Source organism: Flavobacterium xanthum (assembly GCF_900142695.1).
In the GTDB taxonomy this organism is placed as follows: Bacteria; Bacteroidota; Bacteroidia; order Flavobacteriales; family Flavobacteriaceae; genus Flavobacterium; species Flavobacterium xanthum.
In genome coordinates this window covers 1-21,870 of record NZ_FRBU01000009.1, presented here as the reverse complement: position 1 = coordinate 21,870, position 21,870 = coordinate 1, and the positions used below count along the sequence as shown (strand labels likewise).

Genomic DNA, 21,870 nt, shown 5'->3' with positions numbered 1-21,870 from the left:
TCATCCCTTTTTTGCGTAGTCTAATTTCCAATATTCTACATTCATGTTTCAAACTTCGTATCTTTGCCACGCTGAAACTTTGCAATTCATAAAAATGAACAAAATAATCCAACTTCAAGATTTAGGAAATAAAGATTACAAAGCGACTTGGGAATACCAGGAAGAACTGTTTAAGGGAATCGTCGATTTAAAAATTCGAAATCGCAGAGAAGAACTCGACTTAGCAACGCCCAATTATTTTTTGTTCGTCGAGCATCCACATGTCTACACCTTAGGAAAAAGCGGTGATTTATCTAATTTACTGTTGTCTGAAAAACAACTGGAGGCCAAAGGAGCGACATTCTACAAAATCAATCGTGGCGGTGATATTACGTATCACGGACCCGGGCAAATTGTAGGGTATCCTATTTTAGACTTGGAAAATTTTTTTACGGATATCCATAAATACCTGCGTTTTCTGGAGGAAGCCATTATTCTGACGTTGGCTGAATACGGAATACAATCGGGGAGGAGTGTTGGTGAAACAGGAGTTTGGCTGGGCGCTGGAACACCTTTTGCCAGAAAAATTTGTGCGCTCGGTGTTCGTGCTTCCCGTTGGGTGACCATGCATGGATTCGCCTTAAACGTAAATGCCGATTTGGGGTATTTTGATAATATTATTCCGTGTGGCATTCGTGGAAAAGCAGTTACTTCATTAAACGTAGAACTTGGTGTTGAAAAAGTTAACGAAGAAGAAGTCAAAGCAAAAATACTGACGCATTTCACGAAGTTATTTGTTTGTGAGTTTCAATAACAAAAAGCACTTGCCACAGTAAATCCAAATCGCATTGCTGACAATTTTTATTAAAATAGCACTATTCGTAACCCGAACCAAAACTGTATGTTCCCACTGATGCACAGATTCAAATCGATTAAAGAAAAAGTGAAGTCGAGTGATGCGATAACTCCGTGAAAATCCTTTAAATCTGCAATCAAAAAACCAGTTTCCGTTTCCACATCTAATCCCACCTCTGCAATCAAAAATCGTTAATCTACAATCAAAAATCAATTCTCGTTTCCACATCTAAACCTACCTCTGCAATCAAAAATCGTTTATCTACAATCAAAAATCAATTCTCATTTCCACATCTAAACCCAAATCTGCAATCAAAAATCGTTAATCTACAATCAATTTCCACCACTACTTGTCCGTGTTATTGATCTCAATTAACCGTTGGGTGCAATTATTCAAAACGTCACTGTAGTTTATACCGAACTTTTTTCGGCAAGTTTTTTTGTGCAGTAAAACGAAACAAAACTTCTCGATACGCTCCGCTACTCGAAGTGACGTTTATCCAGAACGGTTTGTAATGAAATTTTTTTCTGCCCTGAGTTTCCCCATCTCTGCAATCAAAAATCGTTAATCTACAATCAAAAATCAATTCTCGTTTCCACATCAAAACCCACATCTGCAATCAAAAATCGGTAATCTACAATCAAAAATCAATTCTCATTTCCACATCAAAACCCACCTCTGCAATCAAAAATCGTTTATCAAAAATCAATTTCCACCACTACTTGCCCGTGTTATTGATCTCAATTAACCGTTGGGTGCAATTATTCAAAACGTCACTGTAGTTTATACCGAACTTTTTTCGGCAAGTTTTTTTGTGTAGTAAAACGAAACAAAACTTCTCGATACGCTCCGCTACTCGAAGTGACGTTTATCCAGAACGGTTTGTAATGAAATTTTTTTCTGTCCTGAGTTTCCCCATCTCTGCAATCAAAAATCGTTAATAAAAAATCTGTAATCAATTATCGTTCCCACATTTAAACCCACATCTGCAATCAAAGATCGTTGATCTACAATCAAAAATCAATTCTCGTTTCCACATCTAAACCTACCTCTGCAATCAAAAATCGTTTATCACAAATCAATTCTCGTTTCCACATCTAAGCCCAAATCTGCAATCAAAAATCGTTAATCAAAAATCAAAAATCAATTCTCGTTTCCACATCTAAACCCACCTCTGCAATCAAAAATTGTTAATCTACAATCAAAAATCAATTTCCACCACATAGAACAGTAGTTCACTAAGCCAAATCAACAGTCTTCGGGTCCGAAATGCGTTGATTGCCCTTTTGCAAGTTATGGGATCAATCGAAACGTCAATCGGTGGTATTTTGTAACGCCGTATTTTCGAATGGCTTCTCGATGTTCTTTGGTGGGATAGCCTTTATTTTGTTTCCAATTGTACATGGGGAATTCATCATGAATTCGATTCATATAGTCATCGCGGTACGTTTTTGCTAAAACGGAAGCTGCGGCGATACTCATAAATTTCGAGTCTCCCTTAACAATGCAGCTAAAGGGAATGTCGTTAAACGTATTGCAATCATTTTCAGAAAATCGTTTGACCGTATTTTTGACCAGGACTTCGCCTGTGAAAAGCAACGGAGTTTGGGCTATCGAACTGTTTCCATCCACAATAATATAATTAGGTTGCGGATGCAGCTTCAAAATGGAGTGTTGCATCGCTTTTATAGACGCATTCAAGATATTGATTTGGTCTATTTCTAGTGGTTCAAGGTGCGTTACCGCATACGAAATACTTTCCTGCTCAATAATGGGACGCAATCTTTCTCTAACTTTTTCGGATAGTTTTTTACTGTCATTTAACAGGTCATTGACAAAATTAGCAGGCAAAATAACTGCTGCTGCGGTAACAGGTCCAGCGAGACAACCCCGACCGGCTTCATCGGTTCCGGTTTCTAAATGTGGTACAGAAAAATAGGGACGTAGCATAGTTGTATTTTGATACAAAGAAAGTACTTTAACTTGGTGGGTGCAATTATTCAAAACGTCTGTTCGAGTTTTTTTCGTGAAGTAAAACGGAACAAAACTTCTCGATACGCTCCGCTACTCGAAGTGACGTGTGTCAAAAACTAATTACATCCAACAGGTTACTTTATAATGGATAAGTCAAAAGCCGGCATCACAATTCAAGTTGGTGTGATAAAAAATCAAAATTAATTTTTGTACTAAAATCAATGTTTTATAGCTTTCATTGAGTATTAATATCCTTTTTAACAATTACGATAGTATCATATCATAATAATTATGGTATTCATAAAAAAAATTTATGCATCTAAGTGCTATTTTTTAACATTTTATTATCATTTTTGCAGGATAACTAATTTAACTAATTTAATATGAGATTAAAATTAAAATGGGTTTTTTCGCTAGTATTAGCGTTATCTATGCAGTTTTCTTTTGCACAAGAGCGAACTGTTTCGGGAGTTGTTTCAGATGCCTCTGGGCCAATTCCAGGAGCCAATGTCGTTGTTAAAGGGAGTAGAAACGGAGTTCAGACTGATTTTGATGGGAAGTTTTCCATCAAAGCGAAAGTGGGTGATGTATTAGTGGCTTCTTTTGTGGGCATGCAAGACGTTGCCGTTAAAGTTGGGATTTCTAATACGGTTAACATTAAGTTACAAGATGGTAGCGTATTAGAAGAAGTAGTTGTCGTTGGATACGGTACTCAAAAAAGAAGAGATGTCAATGGTGCTATCGCTAAAATTGCAGGTGATAGAATCAAAGATATTCCAGTTCAAAGTTTTGACCAAGCACTTTCTGGAGCGGCATCAGGAGTTAATGTATCGCAGCCTAATGGTGTATTGGGAAATCAAGCAGTAATTAGAATTAGAGGGGTTAACTCGATTACTTTAAGTTCGTATCCATTAATTGTAATTGATGGTGTTCCTTCTTGGAATGGAGATAACTTAAATCAAAATCAAGCGGCTAATAATCCTTTAGCCAACATTAATCAAGCAGATATTGAAAGTATTGAGGTATTGAAAGATGCCTCTTCGGCGGCAATTTACGGTTCTCGTGCTGCTGCTGGTGTAATTTTAATAACGACTAAGAAAGGGAAAGCGGGTAAGTTTACGGTAAATTTTGATTCCTCAGTAAGTTTTACAAAACCATTTAACTTAATTGATGTGTTAGATGCGCAGCAATTTACCGATATTAAGAATGAAGGATTAAGAAACGCAGGTATTCCAGCCAATGGAACTACGAGAGGTTTTTACACGATGAATGATGCTAACGGTAAACTAGTAGATACAAATTGGTATGATCTAATTTATAGAACAGGTGTTGCGACGAACCACAGTGTTAGTATTTCTGGTGGAAATGAGAATACAAAATATTTTCTTTCTGCAGGACAATTAGAGCAAGAAGGGATGTTTGTAAATAATGACTTTAGAAGACAAACCGGTCGTTTTACTTTAGATCAAAAAGTAACGAGCTGGTTGACTTTAGGGGGAACATTTAATTATACCAATTCAAGAAATAATGGAATCAGTACAGGTTCCGTTGCTGGGTCTACTTTCGATTCCTCTGGTGCAGCAAGGTTGGCTTTCGCTCAGGCGCCAAATGTGGGTCCATTTAATAACGATGGTACTTACAATTTAGCACCTACTCAAATCGGTCAAGGAAATAACTTGACGCCTCTTCAGTGGCCAAACGTTAAGTACATCTTAGATAACAATAAAATTTCGAATCAAAATGATCATTTTATTTCTAATTTTTACGTGGGACTTAAGTTAGCCAAAGGACTTAACTTTAAATCGTTATACGGAATCGATAACCTGCTAGTGGAGAATAAAGATTTCCTCGGGCCTTTGAATGGTAATGGACAACAATTTATTGGTGTAGCCACTAATACGATGAACAGGTATTCTAGAAAATCAATTCAGAATATATTAGATTACAATGTTAGTTTATCTGAAAATCACAATCTAAGTGCTTTAGTTGGGTCTGAGAGACAATATTCTAAAATAGACGCATGGGGAGCATCAAGAAGAGGGGTTTCGGATCCATTTTTTAATGAGTATCAGGGTGGATTTAACACTATTGTGGTTTCCGGAAACTTACTCACAGAAAATTATTTGGAGTCCTATTTTGGTCGTGTCAATTATGATTTTAATAAAAAATATTTTGTTTCTGTAAATGCGAGACGCGATGGATATTCTGCATTTGCTCCAGATAATAAATGGGGTAATTTCTGGGGAGGATCTCTTGGTTGGAATTTAACAGAAGAAACCTTCTTTAAAAATATCGTAAGTTCTGATATTGTAAATCAATTGAAATTAAGAGCAAGTTATGGAGTTGTAGGTAACAACCAAGGATTAAATGATTTTGCTTCAAGTAGTTTTTATGATGCAGGTGTAAATGGATCCAATACTACTTTATTTTATAATCGTGCTGGAAATGATAAATTGAAATGGGAAACCAGTAATAAAACAGATTTAGGATTAAATTTCGGTTTATTTAATGATGTTATTACGGGAGAATTGGGGTATTATAAAAATGATATTGATGGATTGATTTTGAATGTACCACAAGCAGCTTCTGCTGGAATTCCTGGGAATTCAATTTTGGCAAATGTGGGTAGCATGAGAAATACCGGTTACGAAGCGACCTTGAGTGCTAAAATATTAGATAAAGGGAGTTTTAAATGGAACGCAAGTTTTAATATAACCAGTCAAAAAAATCTTGTAACCGCATTAGATGCTAATAATTCGGATATTATTGTAGCAACGCAATTAGAGAATACGAATATAATTAGAGTAGGACAATCGATTGGTAACTTTTATATTGTTCAAACAGGGGGTGTAAATCCAGCTAATGGAAGAAGAATTTTCTTTCATGGAGATGGAACAGCAGTGCAATACGATCATTCAGCTCCAGTTGCAACTCGATGGACTAAAGTTAGTGATGGTAGTGTAACGCGCGCAGCGAATCAAGCTTTAGATGCTAAAGTTATGGGGCCTGCCTTACCAACCTTCTTTGGTGGTTTTAATAACACATTCGCCTATAAAGGATTTGATTTGAATGTTTCAGTCTATTTTTCAGGAGGCAATTATGTATACAACGGAACACAAGCTGGACTTCGCGATCAAAGAGTTTGGAACAATAGTGTAGACGTTCTAAACCGCTGGCAAAATCCTGGTGACGTGACGGACATACCAAAAATAGTTTTTGGAGATAATGTATCTAATGGTTCATCGATGCCAATTTCTGCCAATTTAGAAAAAGGGGATTTCATGAAAGTAAGAAACATTGCATTGGGGTATAACCTGCCTAAAAGTTTATTAGACAAGATGAAATTGGCCAATTTTAGATTTTATTTAAGTGCTCAAAACGCATTCACTTTTACTAATTATTCAGGGTTTGATCCCGAAATATCTAGTAATGGAAATGCAAATGGTTCGCCAAGTGTAGACAGGAACTCTGCGCCCATGGCTAGAACATTTTCATTTGGTTTTAATTTAGGTTTATAATTTTAAAAATACACGTATGAAAAATTTATATTTAACACTGATTGCAGCAATTCTAATTGTTTCCTGTAGCGATACGGAGGCATTAAATCCAGTCAATCAAACTAGAATTAGCGATGCGAATGCATTTGCTACACCGCAAAGAATCGAACAACTAGTCTTGGGAATTTATGGCGGCGTAAAGGTTGGAAATTTCTATGGAGGTCGGTTTTTTAATTACCAAGACGTTCGTGGGCCAGAATTTATAAATGAACGCAACAACGGTGTTACTAATTTATTTACCTGGAGTTTTGGGGTTCAATCCGCTACAAATGAAGTTCAGAATTTATGGGGAGCTGCTTACACAGCAATTAATAGATCAAATATTGTTATTAGTGGTTTAGAAACAGCTACTGTATCAGCAGCTTTAAAAACGAGATATCTTGCTGAGGCTCGTTTCTTAAGAGCTTTGTCTTATTATTCACTAGTAACTTTATATGCAAAACCGTATACGCAAGACAATGGTGCTTCACCTGGTCTTCCATTGCGGTTATTACCGGAAACAAGCAGCGGGAATAGCAATTTAGTTCGGTCTTCGGTTGCGGATATTTACAATCAAGTGATTGACGACTTAAATTTTGCTGAGCTTAATTTGCCATTAACTAATGGTTTAGCAATAAACAATACATCAAGAGCGCATAGAAACACGGCAATTGCGCTTAAAACAAGAGTTTATCTCAGCATGGGTAAATATCCAGAGGTCGTTACAGAAGGGAATAAAATTGTTTCTGCCACAGCACCTTTTACCGCAACAAGTGGAGTTCCTAACGCCTTAGCGTCTTCTATTGGAACTGTTTTTGCGAGAGCCACTACAGCTGAAAATGTATTTTCATTTGCATACAGCTCCAATGATACGCCGGGTACTCAAAACAGTTTAGTGTTTTATTATAATTCTACTTCAAACGGTGGTAGTGAATATTCATTAGCGCCTACCGGTATAGTTTCAAATACAGGTTGGAAAACTACAGACGCAAGAAGGAGTTTTAATGTGGTGACTGGAGGTAAAACTTGGGTTCATAAATGGACTAGTCCACAAGCGGATCCCGATTTTGTTCCCGTTATTCGCTACTCAGAAGTACTTTTAAATCTGTCCGAGGCATTAGTTAGAAGTTCAAATTCTTTGGATGCACGTGCCATCCAATTGTTAAATGCAGTTCGAGGAAGATCAGATGCTACGACAGTTTTTACCAGTGCGTCTTTTACAAATGTTCAAGCATTATTGGACCAAATTGCAATTGAAAGAAGAATTGAGTTATTAGGCGAAGGGTTTAGTTCTCCTGATATTATGAGGTTAAAACAAAACTTCCCTGCTAAAGGACTTGCGCCATTGGTGATTACCACCGATACGCAGTATTTATGGCCAATACCATTAAATGAACTCTTGTATAATAAATTAGCGGTTCAAAATCCTGGACACTAAATAATATTTGGAACACTATCTAAAACCTTCTGTGATGCGTCACAGAAGGTTTTTTTTTGTAGTTATGTACATAAGCGCATTGCCGCTTCCTTTTAATTTGCTCTAAGCGTATTTTTTTAATGAGAGTTAGGGACGCTTTGCCAGTGCAGCAACACTTTTGACTCCCTGTAGAAGAGACGTCCTACTGTAGCACTTTAGGAATAAGTGTCGTACCACACCATAACTTGCAGTGTTCCTAGCCAATCCCACAAGTAGAATTGGATTTCAATCCAATTCTAAGAATACAACAAAACTCTGATTGCTAAAGGATGTTCTAGACTTCATAGTAGTACCAAAGAATACAGTTTCAGTTAGTACGCTTTTATAAAGGTTTCTTACCGCTTTAGTCCTAATCAGCTGAAAGATGGTACTCTCACCGCTTTTTTTTCGATGCAAAGCAAGTTAGCCCGATACAATCGTAATTTTTTCTAAGACTTAAAAGGCATTCCAAAAAAGAAATACGCTAACCCTTCGTTTTTAGTGGGATACTTAGTCCAAATGATATATATTTGCCTCGTAACGACTGCCTTTAACCAACAAAACGGAATTCGTCTCGACTGAGTTGAGCAGCAGGCAAGCAAAAGTAGGACATTAGCATCAATCAATGAACCATTCAGAACATACAAATACCACTTGGCTGTTTGAAATAACACCCAAAAATAAATTTTTCACCCTCAATCTCAAGGAAGTCTGGCAATATAGAGATTTGCTGCTTCTTTTTGTAAAAAGAGATGTGGTGACAATGTACAAACAAACGGTTTTAGGACCGCTGTGGTACCTGATCCAACCTTTATTTACTTCAATTACTTTTACTATTATTTTTAATAATTTAGCGGGTATTAGTACAGGAACCGTTCCTCCCTTTTTGTTCAACTTAGCTGGAATTACGGTATGGAATTATTTCACGGCTTGCCTAACAGGAACTTCGAATACGTTTGGTGCGAATGCCGGAATTTTTGGAAAGGTGTATTTTCCAAGAATTATTGTGCCTATTTCGATAGTGATCTCCAATTTGATTAAATTTGGAATCCAATTCTTAATTTTTATCGTTTTTTACTTGTATTACTATGCGCAAGGTGCTACAGTGAGCCTTAACCCTTTGGCTGTGTTTTTTCCTTTCCTCATCGTTTTAATGGGGGTTCTAGGATTGGGATTGGGAATGTTTATTTCGTCATTGGTTACTAAATACAGAGATTTTAGCTATTTAATATCGTTTGGTGTGCAGCTACTGATGTATGTCTCGGCAGTGATGTACCCTTTGGCTTTAATCAAAGAGAAAATCCCAAATTATGCCTGGTTGGTGCAATACAATCCATTGGCCTATATTATAGAAACAACCCGTTATATGTTATTGAATGTAGGCTCCATTTCTATTTTAGGATTGGCTTACACAGTAGGAGTGACAATCGCTTTACTTTTGGTAGGGGTATTGATTTTTAACAAGACGGAGAAAAGTTTTATAGATACAGTGTAGCGTATTAGCAGCAGTCAATAGAAGGCTATATTCTTTAAAACTCACACGTAGGACTTCGTGTGTAGAAAAATAAAATCACATCTGATTTCAATAATTGTTGGGACTCAGATTGCGTAGCTGTATAAGAAATTTTGTTTTTGTAGTTTGCAAGAGAAAATTTTTACGATAGTAGAAGATTTTCGTAGTATGGATTCGTTAAAGTAGAACATCGAATAAAAAATGAAAGACATAATTCTTAAAGCCGAAAATATCTCTAAGCAATATCGCTTAGGTCAAGTGGGCACCGGTACTCTTAGTCATGACTTGAACCGCTGGTGGCATCAGGTGCGGGGCAAAGAAAACCCGTATTTGAAAATTGGCGATACCAATGACCGAAGTACTAAAGGCGAAAGTGATTATGTGTGGGCGTTACAGGACATTAATTTTGAAGTTGAGCGTGGCGAAGTTTTGGGCATCATTGGGAAGAACGGAGCGGGTAAATCTACCTTACTCAAGATATTGTCAAAGGTGACGGCACCTACAACAGGCAGCATAAAATCTCGTGGTCGTATTGCTTCTTTGCTAGAAGTGGGAACAGGATTTAATGGCGAAATGACGGGTAGAGAAAACATCTATCTTAATGGAGCTATATTAGGAATGACTAAAAAAGAAATTGCCTCTAAGCTAGACGAAATTATTGATTTCTCCGGTTGTGAACGTTATATTGACACCCCTGTAAAACGATACAGTTCCGGTATGACCGTTCGTTTGGCTTTTGCTGTGGCGGCTTTTCTCGAACCTGAAATTTTAGTTGTTGATGAGGTTTTGGCCGTGGGTGATGCCGAGTTCCAGAAAAAAGCGATTGGCAAGATGCATGATATTTCAAGAGGGGAGGGTCGAACTATTTTATTTGTGAGTCATCAATTGGGAACTATAGCAAATTTGTGTACTAAAGGAATGTTGTTAGACAAAGGAGGAATAGTTAATTATGGCAATCTTTCTAGTGTGTTGGAAAATTATACGACTTTGACTAATAGAAAAGAGCTTTCATATTTATCTGTAGATAATACAAAAGATATTTTTATTAATAATTGTTCTTTAAGTAAAAATATTAGTATCTCGACAAATGAATTTTTGTCTAGTGACACAATAAATATAAATATAGAAATTTGCAAGAATAGACTAATTAATAATGCTTCTTTTTCTTTTACAATTCAATCAAATACGGGAGATTATTTAACCACATTTGTTAAAACTATTGATGAGTTGTTAGAAGAGAAAAATATAAATAATTTTCAAGTGTCTTTTGATTGTGATATTTTAGCAGCAAATAATTATTTTTTAAGATTGGCAATTTTTGATGTAAGTACATTCCAAGTTTACGATTTACAAGAAATGATCTGTCCTTTCAAAATTAATGATGAAGGTACTGATATGGCAAGGTTTGAAAATGTGAATTATGGGTATTACAACTTAAAATATAAAATTACTTGATAATGAAAAATTTAATAATAAAAATATTAAAACTTATATATCATTACGTCTTTGTCGATGAAATAACGAAAGAGAAAACAATAGATGGATTAACTATTGGAGATAATACTGATAATAATGCAATAATTACCGTAAAATATCCTGAAAAATCTAAAATAGAAATAGGAAATGATTGTCTAATTTATGGTAATATTTCAACTGAAACTGAAACAGCAAATATTATTATTGGAAACAATGTCTACATCGGGCGTTCAACAATTTTTGCTACTATTGAAATAATTATTGAAGATGATGTATTGATTTCATCAGACTGTTTGATACAGGATACTGATAATCATAATTTTAGTAGAGCTATTAGAAAAAAAGATACAAGTGATGCAAAGACAAAAAAAAATCAACAATGGGATTTAGTAAATAAGAAACCAATAAAAATTTGCGCAGGTTCGTGGATAGGAGCAAAAACGATAATATTAAAAGGAGTAACTATTGGAGAGGGAGCGATAGTTGGCGCTGGAAGCGTTGTTACTAAAAACGTGGCACCTTACACTATTGTGGCTGGTAACCCTGCTAAATTTATAAAAAATGCTTTACCATAATACATAAGCTTAAAATAGATAGGACTTAAAAAGACTGATATATTACAAATACATTGTCACTAAATAAAATAAGTTTTATAATTTAAAAATGAAAATACAATCTAAACCAGAACTACTCGTATTTAGTATCTATTTAATGGGCGGAGGAGCAAGTTTTCATAGAAATATGATTAACAATCGTCCTGATGATTTTTTTGATATAACATGTATTTATCTTAATCCATTGCATTGGAATGCGAAGAGGAGTGATGATGTTATTTTGGATGAAAATAATATTATTTTTGATTTTTTAGAGGAACCCATAAATGATGTTTCATCTCGACTTGAAAAATTAATATCAGAAAGAGAAGGTGTTGTTATTACTAATTTTGATACAGAATTAGCTACACTAGACAATTATGGAAGGCAAAAAAAGACAATTTTTTTTATTTGTCAAGATGATGCTTATATCTATTTGGCTAAAAAGTACGATCACATAATAGATGTTATCATTACTCATAACATAGCAGTATATGAAGATATTTGTAAATTATTGCCCAACAGAAAGAAAGATATACATTTTATTCCTCATGGAGTAACTGTTCAGAGCTTTGACAGGAATCATAATTTACACAATAAATTGCGATTAGTTTTTTTGGCTCGACATGTAAAACTTAAAGGGATTTATGATTTACCCAAAATCGATGATGAACTTAGAAAGCGTAATATAGATGTCGAATGGTTTATTTGTGGAGATGGTGAGGAAAAACAAAATTTTATAAATGAAGTTCAATCAAAAGATAATTTTAATTTCTTAGTTCCACAAACTACGGAAGATCTTATAGAAGCTTTAAAAACTTCTGATGTTTATGTTCTACCATCTTCGCTTGATGGATTGCCTGTTTCATTACTTGAATCAATGAGTGTGGGATGTGTTCCTGTTGTTTATAATTTTAGTGAAGGGATAAAAAAAGTAATAACTTCAGATATTGGTTTTGTAGTAGGGAAAGGAGATGTAATCGCTATGGCAGATAAAATTGAGTTTTTGTCGAAAAATAGAAATGAATTAAAAAAAAGAAGTATTTCTTGCTCGGCAAAAATTAGTCAAGAATTTGATATAAAAAAGCAGTCTGCTCTCTATTTTCGTTTGTATAAAAATTATAAAAAACTAAAAAAAAGGAGATTTGCTAATTTGAAGCGTATAGTAAAAAAATATTTTGATTATAAGTTTGTGAAGATAGTGTATCATTTTGTCAAAGAATAAATATTATGACAAGTAATACTGATTTGCATATTTTAAGGGTTATATGGTTTTAAGTTTACTATTAAATGTTTTATTTTTCGGTTATTTAAAAATCTGACAAATAATTTTTAATCTAATTAAATATTTTTCAAAATGAAAATGCTTATCATTGGTTCCAAAGGTTTTATAGGCAGTCATTGTGTCGATTATTTTAAATCTCAAGGGCATCAAATATGGGAAGTGGATGTAAATGAATCGCAAGAGGATAATTGTTATGTCATAGATCGCCATAATTCTGATTTTTCTTTACCGTTTCAAGAGCATCAATTTGATGTTTGCATTAATGCATCTGGATCGGCTCATGTTGGATTTTCATTTGAAAATCCTTCTAAAGATTTTGAGCTAAATGTGATTAATGTGCAAAAAATTTTAGTTGCAATTCGGGATTATAATATCAATTGCAAGTTCATTAATTTTTCGAGTGCTGCAGTTTACGGTAATCCACAAACATTGCCTATTTCAGAAGATAGTGTTTGTAAACCCTTATCTCCCTATGGTTTTCATAAGTTACAAAGTGAATTATTGCTTACAGAGTATCACAAGTTTTTTGGTTTAAACACCTGTAGTTTGCGAGTTTTTTCGGCTTATGGACCACGCTTAAAAAAACAATTGTTCTGGGACTTGTCTCAAAAATCACTGAAAAGTAATGTGATTTCACTTTTTGGGACAGGAAATGAGACCCGGGATTTTATTTATATTAATGACCTGGTCCAAATTATTGATTTGGTCATTCAGCATTCTACTTTTCAAGGTTCCATTTATAATGTTGCCAGCAATGTAGAAACGACAATTATTGAGGCTGCAAAAGTTTTTATTAATGCTTTTTCACCTGATAAGGAAGTGGTTTTTAATGGAGAAGTGAAAGTAGGTGACCCAAATAACTGGTTAGCCGATATGGAAATCCTTAAAAAATATGGTTTTGAACCTCAGTTTAATTTACATTTGGGACTTAAAAAATATGCTGAATGGCTAAAGGAAAACGAGTAGGGATTATTTATAACTACAATGAAAACTGGATAGGCGGAGCTTATTACATTCAGAATTTGATTCGTTCAATGAATTTTCTTCCTGAAAACGAACAAAATCAATTGTATATTCTTACTGGTAATAAAGGCTTTTTTCAAGAACTAAAAAAGAGTACAGGTTATTCTCATTTAAAGTTTTTAGAGTATCCATCACATTATAATATACTTGAAAGGATAATAAATAAAGTTTCTTTAAAAATTGTAAAAAAGAAAATTGTTGAAAGAAAGATTCAACTACACTGTGTTTTTCCTCTTTATCATATCGCGGAAAATTTAAAGCACATCAAAAATTTAGTCTTTTGGATACCCGATTTACAGGAAAAATTCTTTCCGGAATTTTTTTCTTCGGAAGAAGTGAAACAACGTTCTGAATGTTGTGAAAAAATGGTCGTTTTAAATCATACTATTGTTTTTAGTAGTCAAGCAGCTTTAAATGATTTTAATATCTTTTACCCCAATTCAAAAAACGTTAAAAAAGTATTGCAATTTGCAGTTGTACATCCTATATTGAAGCGGAATAACATAAATGAGGTTATGGTGAAATATGGTATTCAAGGAGATTATTTTTTTTCTCCCAATCAATTCTGGCAACATAAAAATCAAATAGCCATAATTGAATCAGTAAAAATTTTAAAGGATAAAGGAATTTTCGTTAAAATTGTTTTTACCGGTAAAGAGCACGATTATAGAAGCCCTAATTACACCAATAACTTAAAGCAAAAAGTGGTTGATTATCAATTAGAAAAAGAAATTATTTTTCTCGGGTTTATAGATCGAATAGACCAGCTGGTATTGATGAAAAATGCACAAGCAGTAATTCAACCCTCCTTGTTTGAAGGTTGGAGTACTGTTGTAGAAGATGCAAAAGCATTGAATCAAACGTTAATTGTATCTAATATAGCAGTTCATCAGGAACAATTAGAAGAAAAAGCATACTATTTTTCACCACATAATTATAATGAATTAGCAAATAAAATAGTGGAAGTAATTGAGAATCCCGTGAACAAATTAAGATATGATTTGGATTACTCTGAAAACATTAAAATGTTTGCGTTAAATTTAAAACAACTCTTATATACTAATTAAGGATTCTCTAGATAATGAGCACAAAAATTTCCATTATAACCATCAACTATAACAACCTCGAGGGCTTAAAAAGAACTATTGAGAGTGTAGCGCAACAAACTTGGGCAGCGTTTGAATATATTGTTATTGATGGTGGTTCTACGGATGGGAGTAAGGCTTATATTGAGGCTCAAAGTGAGAATGTAGATTATTGGGTAAGTGAGCCAGATAAGGGTATTTATAATGCAATGAATAAAGGTATTCTTAAAGCTTCAGGAAATTATTTGCTATTTTTGAATAGCGGAGATCATTTTTACAGCGATACTGTACTCGAAGAATACCATAACCGTGTAGCAAATTATGATTTAATTTATTTCAACCTTAAAGTCATTGGTGATAACAATACTTTTCTAAAAAAATATCCTGACCAATTATCATTTTCCTATTTTACAAATGATACTTTACCTCATCCCGCTACTTTTATTAAAGCCTCTTTATTTACTAAGATAGGAATGTATGATGAAAGTTTTAAAATTGTTTCTGATTGGAAATTTTTTATGGAAAGCATATGTAAATTTAATTGTTCCTATATAAGAGTTGATGAAACTTTAGCTACTTTTTATTTGGATGGCTTAAGTTCAGTTCCTCAAAATAAAGTTTTAATTCTTGAGGAAAGTCGGAAGATTTTAAAATCTAACTTCCAAGCTTTTATTTGTGATAATGAGAAATTATTTGAATTGAAAACGATAGTCGAAAATCTTAGAAAATCTAGAAAAATAAAAATATTAGTGAAACTTGGAATATTAAATAAGTTTTAAATGAATACTATAGTCTCCATAATTGTTCCATGTTACAATCAAGCCCAGTATCTGGATGAAACATTACAATCGGTATTAAACCAAACCTATCAAAAATGGGAATGCATTATTGTAAACGATGGAAGTCCAGATAATACAGAAAATATAGTTGAAAAATGGCTAAAAAGAGATGCGAGATTCCAATATTTTTTTAAAGAAAATGGAGGAGTTAGCAGCGCTAGAAATTTGGGGATAAGTCATGCGGTTGGAGAGTTTATTTTGCCTTTAGATGCAGATGATAAGATTGGGAGTGATTATATCAGTTTAGGAATAGAGGTGTTTAAGTATGATACAGCATTAAAAGTGGTATACTGTAGAGCCGAATATTTTGGTGAAAAAAGTGGACCTTGGAACTTACAGCCTTATTCACTTAAAGAATTAGCAAGGTTAAATATGATTTTTTGCTCAGCATTATTTAGGAAAAAAGATTGGGAACTGGTGGGAGGTTATGATATAAATATGATTTATGGTATTGAAGATTGGGAATTTTGGATTTCAATTTTAAAAGATGGAGGAAAGGTTTTCTGTTTAGATACGGTACAATTTTATTACAGAACAAAACAGGTATCGAGACAAAGACAATTAAATGGTGAAACGGTTAAAATCATGAATGAGTATATGAGTATTAAACATGTCGATTTCTTTGTAAAACAGTTGGGATCTTTTATGGAACTTAATGAAGTAATAGATACTAATAATAAGTGTTCTGAAAATTTAAAAAGCGAGAAATTTGTAATTGATGCTTTTTGTTCTACCTTTTTTGGTTTTTCGGTATTTGGATTGTATAAAATAAATAAATAATAATGCTAGCTATAGTTATACCATATTATAAACTCTCTTTTTTTGAAGAAACGTTGCAGTCGTTAGCCAATCAAACGGATAAGAGATTTAAAGTCTATATTGGTGATGATGCAAGTTTAAAAAATCCTTCCAATTTAATTGAAAAATATCGAGGGCAGTTTGATTTTGTATACCATCGTTTTGAGAGTAATCTTGGAGGAATATCTTTAGTAAAGCAATGGGAGCGTTGTATTGCTATGATAGGTGAAGAGGAGTGGATAATGATATTGGGAGATGACGATTATTTAGACTCTACTGTTGTTAATTCTTGGCATAAGCATTATGATGCGTTTTATAACAAATCTAATGTAGTTAGATTTGCTTCAAAAGCTGTAGATATGAGATTGAATGGGTTTATTAGTGATTCTTTTACTCATCCTTTGTGGGAAAATGCAACTGATTCCTATTATAGAAGGTTTAAAGGACAAACTAGGAGTAGTTTATCTGAATATGTATTTTCTAAAGAATCTTTTTTAAAATATGGGTTTCGTGATTTTCCGTTGGCTTGGCACAGTGATGATGCCGCCTGGTTAGATTTTTCAAATGACAAACTAATTTATACAATATGTGAAAGTAATATATTTGTACGACATTCCGACGAATGTATTTCGGGAAGTAAAGAAAATCAAGATTTAAAAAGCATTGCAAGCGAAAATTTTTGTACACAATGTATTTATACTAAATTGCCGCTATTTGTTAGGGAACAACGGAAAGATTTGTTGATGTATTATGAAACCTCGATTAAAAATAATAGAAAATTAAAGTTTAATGAGTGGTATAAATTAATGTATTTTTACACTTTAAATTTTCAATTTATACAATTACTTAAATGTTTTCGAAGATTTATTAAGAGTTTTTATATTTAATATATTTGTCTATGGTCACAATTATTATTTCTTATTAATAAACTTACCTTCTTTGAAGAAATTTTGCAGTCATTGGCAAATAAAACCGATAGACGTTTAAATAAATATATAGGTATTCATACAATTCCAGAAAATCCAACGGTTTTATCAGAATGAAACAAGAAAATATTTTAATAAATAGAATGTTTTTAATAATATGTAGTATATGATTACATTCGCAAGTCTTAATAAGAAGGGGAATTTAGGGAATCAGTTATTCTATATAGCTTCAACTATAGGAATAGCGAAGTGTAATGGACATAAATACGAATTTCCAGAATGGCAATATGCCGACTATTTTGCAGAAAAACTTCCAGTTATAAATTCTAATGTATATTTCAAGAAAATTATAGAGGTTAGTAATAACTACTATGATTGGAAAATTGGAGAGGAAAATTATGATATTACCGGGGCTCTACAATCTGAAAAATATTTTAGCATTAAGGACACTAAAAAACAATTTGAGTTTAATCTTCAGTTTTCACTTCCTTTAAATAATAAATATCAATTTTTGTTTAATAAGAAAAATATAGTAGTTAGTGTTAGAAGAGGAGATTTTGTGTACCATCCTAATTATTTTCAATTATCTTATAAATATTATTTTCTTGCCATAACAAAAAATTTCACTGATTGGCAAGAAAGAAATTTAATTTTCTTGAGTGATGATATAAACTACTGTAAGTACCATTTTGGTTTTATGAAAAACACTTTTTTTTTAGAGAACTTAACACCGATGGAGCAGTTGGCTATAACTGCAAAAGGTCAAGATTTTGTTATTAGTAATTCTACTTTTTCTTGGTGGGTAGCTTGGTTAGCCGAGAAAGAGGATAGTAAAATTATAAGACCATTGAAAAATTTTAGAGGGTCATATGCAGAATTAAATGATGACAGTGATTTTTTCCCTTCTCGTTGGATTGAATTTGATCATAACAAAAAGAATATAAGTAAAACTTATTCTGGTTTAATAATAAAAGGCGTTTGCTATCAAATATTTATTATTGTTCAATTTGTAGCAAAGAAAGGATTTTTATTGCCTAAAAGGATATTTAGTAAAATTGCAAATCTTTTATTTAAATGAAAATTCTTTTTGTTTCGATGCATTCGATCCATGCTATTAGGTGGATTGAGAATCTACAAGATACTACTCACGAATTATATTGGTTTGATGTCACTGGTAATGGTAAATTAAATACGCTTAATAAAGTACATCAATTAACTAATTGGAAAAACAGAAAAATTCCAAATCTAAAAGGGGAGTATTTTTTGAGAAAAAATTATTCGTCTTTATATAATTTATTAAATCCTTTTTTAGAAGTCACAGCAAATGAATATTTGGAAAAAATAATTCTAGAAATTCAACCTGATCTTATCCATAGTTTTGAAATGCATACCTGTAGTTATCCAATTTTAAAAACAATGATTAAATTCAAACATATTAAGTGGTTGTATTCTTGTTGGGGTAATGATTTGTATTTTAATAGACAAATTCCAAAGGATCTAAAAACAATCAAAAGGATGCTGGCAAGAATTGATTTTTTGCATACCGATTGTCAAAGGGATTTTGAGATCGCGAAATCGTTGGGGTTTATGGGGGATTTTTACGGTGTTATCCCTACAGGAGGAGGTTATGATTTAACTTATTATAAAGATTATGCCCTATCTTTTGAAGAAAGAAGAATCATTTTGATAAAGGGATATGAACATTTATTTGGTAGAGGATTGAACGTTATAAAAGCTTTACAACTTGCGAATAATCTTCTTCTAAATTATGAAGTAGTTGTTTTTGGAGCCCACCAAGAAGTTATTGATTTTATTGATCTTAATAAACTCCCATATAAGACTTTTGGAAGACATGATTTGTCTCAAATGGAATTGATAAAATTGATGGGTAAATCTATTTTATATATTGGAAATAGTATATCGGATGGAATGCCGAACACGCTATTAGAAGCGATAATTATGCAAGCATTTCCAATACAATCTAATCCAGGAAATGCCACTGCGGAAATTATTGAGAACAAAAAAAATGGATTGGTTATTAATGATTCTAATGATGTAAATGAAATTAAAGATAAAATTGTTTTTGCTTTAACTAATTTAAAATTATTGAAGCGGGCGATGATTCTAAACAATGAAATAGCTGAACAAAGACTGAACTATAATCATAATCAAATAAGAATCGAAGAAATTTATTCAAGAATAGATAATATTTTAAATTATTAGGAGATTAAATTTTAATAATAAAAACTCTAAACGGTATGTATATATTAGCAACTTAAATTTATGAACCCATTAATTTCCATAATCATTCCATCATACAATCGTGAAAAGCTAATAAGCGAAACTCTGGATAGTGTTTTAGAACAAACGTATAGTAACTGGGAGTGTATTATTATTGATGATAGATCAACTGATGGTACAAATGTCATTCTCAAAGAATATTCAAATAGAGATAATAGATTTATCACAATTGCAAAACCTTTAGAATTTAAGCAAGGGGCCAGTGTTTCAAAAAATTTGGGACTTCAAATAGCAAGAGGCGAATACATTCAGTTTTTAGACTCAGATGATATTTTAGCAAAGAATAAATTAGCAAAGCAAATTGATTCCTTAAAAAATGAGAATGAAAAAGTAATTTCTGTTTGTATAACTAGTACTTTTAAGCAGATAAATGATGATATTATTTTAGATTATGATAGAAAGGATTATCGAAATTTTAATAATTCTGAATCGTATTTTGACATAATTGGTGAAATGGGCGGATATTATGCACCGGAAAGCTTCTTAATAAGTAGAGCCTTAGTTAATTTTTCGGGGTATTGGAATGAAAATTTAACTTTGAATGATGATGGGGAATTTTTTTTTAGGATAATTTATAACTCAAGTAAGATTATTTTTAATAAAGATACTTTTGTTCGTCACAGAGAAAAGACCAGCAATAATTTAAGTATGCTTAATTCATTTCAAAAAGCAACTAGCCTCTTGAATAGTTGGAAAATTATTGAAATATTATACAAAACAAAATATAATAAATTAAATTCTAAATATTTAGATAAAAAAAAATGGGCCGTTTATAATGAGTTGAAAAGGACCTATCCAATATTAATTAAACAAAATAATTTTTTTTTTTATAATCAAAAAAAGAAAGATAATCTTTTATACAAGTTCAATAAATTAAAGAGAAGAGTAAAAGCAAGATTAAAAATTATTTTTAAATACTAAATGCGAGTAGGTTTCAACCCACATAAAGATCAACCACAAGAGGATCCTGAATATACACATCAGATTATTATACCAATCTATATTCCAAATGAAGAAGACTATTTTAAGGATAGTTTTACCATTTTTAAAATCTGTTTGTCTTCTTTATTTGCAACTATTCATAACAAAACATTTATCACAATTGTAAATAACGGGAGTGGTATTTTTGTTAAAGATTATTTAAATGAATTATTAGCGCAAAATAGAATACATGAAGTAATTCATACCCAGAATATTGGGAAGCTTAATGCAATTGTAAAAGGTTTAGGCGGAAATAATATTGAGTTGGTTACTATTACTGATGCTGATGTAATGTTTCTTCCCAATTGGCAAAAAGAAACAGTGAAAGTATTTGCACAAATACCAAAAGTTGGAGTAGTTGGTATCGTTCCGCAATTTAAAACGTATGAAGTAAATTGTGGGACTGTTATTTTTGATAATTTTTTTAATAAAAGTTTAAAATTTTTACCAGTAAAAAATAAAGAAGCATTAATTCGTTTTTATGATAGTATAGGTTGGGATAGAAGTTACAATCAGGACTATTTAAAATACAATTTAGGATTGGAAATAAATTCTGATTTAAAAGTTTTGGTAGGTTCGGGACATTTTGTAGCTACCTATAAAAAAGATATGTTTCAGGAAATTACAACATATATAGGCTATAAATTAGGAGGAAATAGTGAAGGGTATTTAGATCGAGCACCACTTAAAAAGGGATATTGGCGAGTAACAACTTGTGATAATTATGCTTATCATATGGGCAATACCTTTGAAGATTGGATGGGAGTAGAGCCGCAATATGAAAACGCTAAACAATATCCAATTTCTAATTTTAATAAAAATAAAACACTAAGTGGTTTTAGCTATTTTGTAAAAAACAGAGTTTTTATAAAATTCATTTCTATAAAGTTGTTGGTTAAGTTATTTATACAATGGAAAAAGTTGCCACGAGAAATGATTGAAAAATATTAAAAATTATTTTTTTAATCCTATTGTCACTAATACAAATTTAATTATCCAAAAATTACTACTAATTAATAAAAATCTATGAATATTAAAAGAAATATAAATGATAAAATCAAACGTGTTTTAAACAAAATGCCTTATGTTAAAACTATATATAAACAGAGTACAAACTGTATTTATCCAAATGGACATTACAATTCCCCAGTATTTATGCTGCTCCCCAAAAAACGTACAACTTTTTGTGTGAATTTAAGATAGGATTAAAAACCTTAAATTAGCAGAATTATGTCAAGAACAAGAAGAG

17 protein-coding genes are annotated in these 21,870 nt (G+C 32.4%); 16 read left to right on the top strand and 1 reads right to left on the bottom strand.

Annotation, left to right across the window (positions count from 1 at the left end; translation table 11 throughout):
• Positions 1-94 precede the first annotated feature (94 nt).
• Positions 95-793, top strand: a complete 699-nt coding sequence (gene lipB, locus BUC11_RS05410; RefSeq protein ID WP_073352729.1) for a lipoyl(octanoyl) transferase LipB — start codon at positions 95-97, stop codon at positions 791-793.
• A gap of 1,335 nt (positions 794-2,128) precedes the next feature.
• On the opposite strand, the gene BUC11_RS05400 is transcribed toward lipB, so the two are convergent.
• Entirely contained in the window at positions 2,129-2,785 is a 657-nt protein-coding gene (locus BUC11_RS05400) for a ribonuclease HII (protein ID WP_073352660.1), read from the bottom strand.
• 407 nt (positions 2,786-3,192) lie between these two features.
• Between BUC11_RS05400 and BUC11_RS05395 the strand changes: the two genes are divergently transcribed.
• The 15 genes from BUC11_RS05395 (at position 3,193) to BUC11_RS05325 (ending at position 21,572) form a co-directional block, all read left to right on the top strand.
• The gene (locus tag BUC11_RS05395) at positions 3,193-6,327 is read left to right on the top strand and encodes a SusC/RagA family TonB-linked outer membrane protein (RefSeq protein WP_073352659.1); all 3,135 of its coding nucleotides are present in this window, start codon (positions 3,193-3,195) and stop codon (positions 6,325-6,327) included.
• A gap of 16 nt (positions 6,328-6,343) precedes the next feature.
• Entirely contained in the window at positions 6,344-7,783 is a 1,440-nt protein-coding gene (locus tag BUC11_RS05390) for a RagB/SusD family nutrient uptake outer membrane protein (RefSeq protein ID WP_073352658.1), read from the top strand.
• Between the two features lie 643 nt (positions 7,784-8,426).
• Positions 8,427-9,296 (top strand): ABC transporter permease, encoded by an 870-nt coding sequence (locus tag BUC11_RS05385; RefSeq protein ID WP_073352657.1) that lies wholly within the window; start codon positions 8,427-8,429, stop codon positions 9,294-9,296.
• Between the two features lie 219 nt (positions 9,297-9,515).
• A complete protein-coding gene (locus BUC11_RS05380; protein ID WP_073352656.1) occupies positions 9,516-10,769 on the top strand; it encodes an ABC transporter ATP-binding protein in 1,254 nt (417 codons plus the stop codon).
• A 2-nt stretch (positions 10,770-10,771) separates the two neighbouring features.
• On the top strand, positions 10,772-11,365 hold the full coding sequence (locus BUC11_RS16610; protein WP_084129525.1) for an acyltransferase: 594 nt from the start codon (positions 10,772-10,774) through the stop codon (positions 11,363-11,365).
• Positions 11,366-11,453: 88 nt separating this feature from the next.
• On the top strand, positions 11,454-12,608 hold the full coding sequence (locus BUC11_RS05370) for a glycosyltransferase family 4 protein (protein ID WP_073352655.1): 1,155 nt from the start codon (positions 11,454-11,456) through the stop codon (positions 12,606-12,608).
• A gap of 132 nt (positions 12,609-12,740) precedes the next feature.
• Complete coding sequence (locus BUC11_RS05365) at positions 12,741-13,634, top strand: NAD-dependent epimerase/dehydratase family protein (RefSeq protein ID WP_073352654.1); 894 nt, start codon at positions 12,741-12,743, stop codon at positions 13,632-13,634.
• On the top strand, positions 13,613-14,758 hold the full coding sequence (locus tag BUC11_RS05360; protein ID WP_073352653.1) for a glycosyltransferase family 4 protein: 1,146 nt from the start codon (positions 13,613-13,615) through the stop codon (positions 14,756-14,758). Before BUC11_RS05365 ends, BUC11_RS05360 begins: the two co-directional genes overlap by 22 nt.
• Positions 14,759-14,772: 14 nt before the next feature.
• Positions 14,773-15,555, top strand: coding sequence for a glycosyltransferase family 2 protein (locus BUC11_RS05355; RefSeq protein ID WP_073352652.1), 783 nt, complete (start codon positions 14,773-14,775; stop codon positions 15,553-15,555).
• On the top strand, positions 15,556-16,395 hold the full coding sequence (locus BUC11_RS05350; RefSeq protein WP_073352651.1) for a glycosyltransferase family 2 protein: 840 nt from the start codon (positions 15,556-15,558) through the stop codon (positions 16,393-16,395).
• Between the two features lie 2 nt (positions 16,396-16,397).
• Entirely contained in the window at positions 16,398-17,300 is a 903-nt protein-coding gene (locus BUC11_RS05345; RefSeq protein ID WP_073352650.1) for a glycosyltransferase family A protein, read from the top strand.
• 205 nt (positions 17,301-17,505) lie between these two features.
• Positions 17,506-18,417 (top strand): alpha-1,2-fucosyltransferase, encoded by a 912-nt coding sequence (locus BUC11_RS05340; protein ID WP_073352649.1) that lies wholly within the window; start codon positions 17,506-17,508, stop codon positions 18,415-18,417.
• The gene (locus BUC11_RS05335; RefSeq protein WP_073352648.1) at positions 18,414-19,562 is read left to right on the top strand and encodes a glycosyltransferase; all 1,149 of its coding nucleotides are present in this window, start codon (positions 18,414-18,416) and stop codon (positions 19,560-19,562) included. The genes BUC11_RS05340 and BUC11_RS05335 overlap by 4 nt, the downstream gene beginning before the upstream one ends.
• Before the next feature lie 60 nt (positions 19,563-19,622).
• Positions 19,623-20,561: a glycosyltransferase family 2 protein gene (locus BUC11_RS05330; RefSeq protein ID WP_073352647.1), complete on the top strand. Its 939-nt coding sequence runs from the start codon at positions 19,623-19,625 to the stop codon at positions 20,559-20,561.
• Complete coding sequence (locus tag BUC11_RS05325; protein WP_073352646.1) at positions 20,562-21,572, top strand: glycosyltransferase family A protein; 1,011 nt, start codon at positions 20,562-20,564, stop codon at positions 21,570-21,572.
• Positions 21,573-21,870: the final 298 nt, after the last annotated feature.

Excerpts from the sequence above, each read along its gene's own strand:
- BUC11_RS05360 (WP_073352653.1), top strand. The coding sequence starts at position 13,613 with ATGGCTAAAGGAAAACGAGTAGGGATTATTTATAACTACAATGAAAAC.
- BUC11_RS05395 (WP_073352659.1), top strand. The coding sequence starts at position 3,193 with ATGAGATTAAAATTAAAATGGGTTTTTTCGCTAGTATTAGCGTTATCT.
- lipB (WP_073352729.1), top strand. The coding sequence starts at position 95 with ATGAACAAAATAATCCAACTTCAAGATTTAGGAAATAAAGATTACAAA.
- BUC11_RS05390 (WP_073352658.1), top strand. The coding sequence starts at position 6,344 with ATGAAAAATTTATATTTAACACTGATTGCAGCAATTCTAATTGTTTCC.
- BUC11_RS05325 (WP_073352646.1), top strand. The coding sequence starts at position 20,562 with ATGCGAGTAGGTTTCAACCCACATAAAGATCAACCACAAGAGGATCCT.
- BUC11_RS05330 (WP_073352647.1), top strand. The coding sequence starts at position 19,623 with ATGAACCCATTAATTTCCATAATCATTCCATCATACAATCGTGAAAAG.
- BUC11_RS05350 (WP_073352651.1), top strand. The coding sequence starts at position 15,556 with ATGAATACTATAGTCTCCATAATTGTTCCATGTTACAATCAAGCCCAG.
- BUC11_RS05340 (WP_073352649.1), top strand. The coding sequence starts at position 17,506 with ATGATTACATTCGCAAGTCTTAATAAGAAGGGGAATTTAGGGAATCAG.
- BUC11_RS05335 (WP_073352648.1), top strand. The coding sequence starts at position 18,414 with ATGAAAATTCTTTTTGTTTCGATGCATTCGATCCATGCTATTAGGTGG.
- BUC11_RS05365 (WP_073352654.1), top strand. The coding sequence starts at position 12,741 with ATGAAAATGCTTATCATTGGTTCCAAAGGTTTTATAGGCAGTCATTGT.
- BUC11_RS05370 (WP_073352655.1), top strand. The coding sequence starts at position 11,454 with ATGAAAATACAATCTAAACCAGAACTACTCGTATTTAGTATCTATTTA.
- BUC11_RS05355 (WP_073352652.1), top strand. The coding sequence starts at position 14,773 with ATGAGCACAAAAATTTCCATTATAACCATCAACTATAACAACCTCGAG.
- BUC11_RS16610 (WP_084129525.1), top strand. The coding sequence starts at position 10,772 with ATGAAAAATTTAATAATAAAAATATTAAAACTTATATATCATTACGTC.
- BUC11_RS05385 (WP_073352657.1), top strand. The coding sequence starts at position 8,427 with ATGAACCATTCAGAACATACAAATACCACTTGGCTGTTTGAAATAACA.
- BUC11_RS05400 (WP_073352660.1), bottom strand. The coding sequence starts at position 2,785 with ATGCTACGTCCCTATTTTTCTGTACCACATTTAGAAACCGGAACCGAT.
- BUC11_RS05380 (WP_073352656.1), top strand. The coding sequence starts at position 9,516 with ATGAAAGACATAATTCTTAAAGCCGAAAATATCTCTAAGCAATATCGC.
- BUC11_RS05345 (WP_073352650.1), top strand. The coding sequence starts at position 16,398 with ATGCTAGCTATAGTTATACCATATTATAAACTCTCTTTTTTTGAAGAA.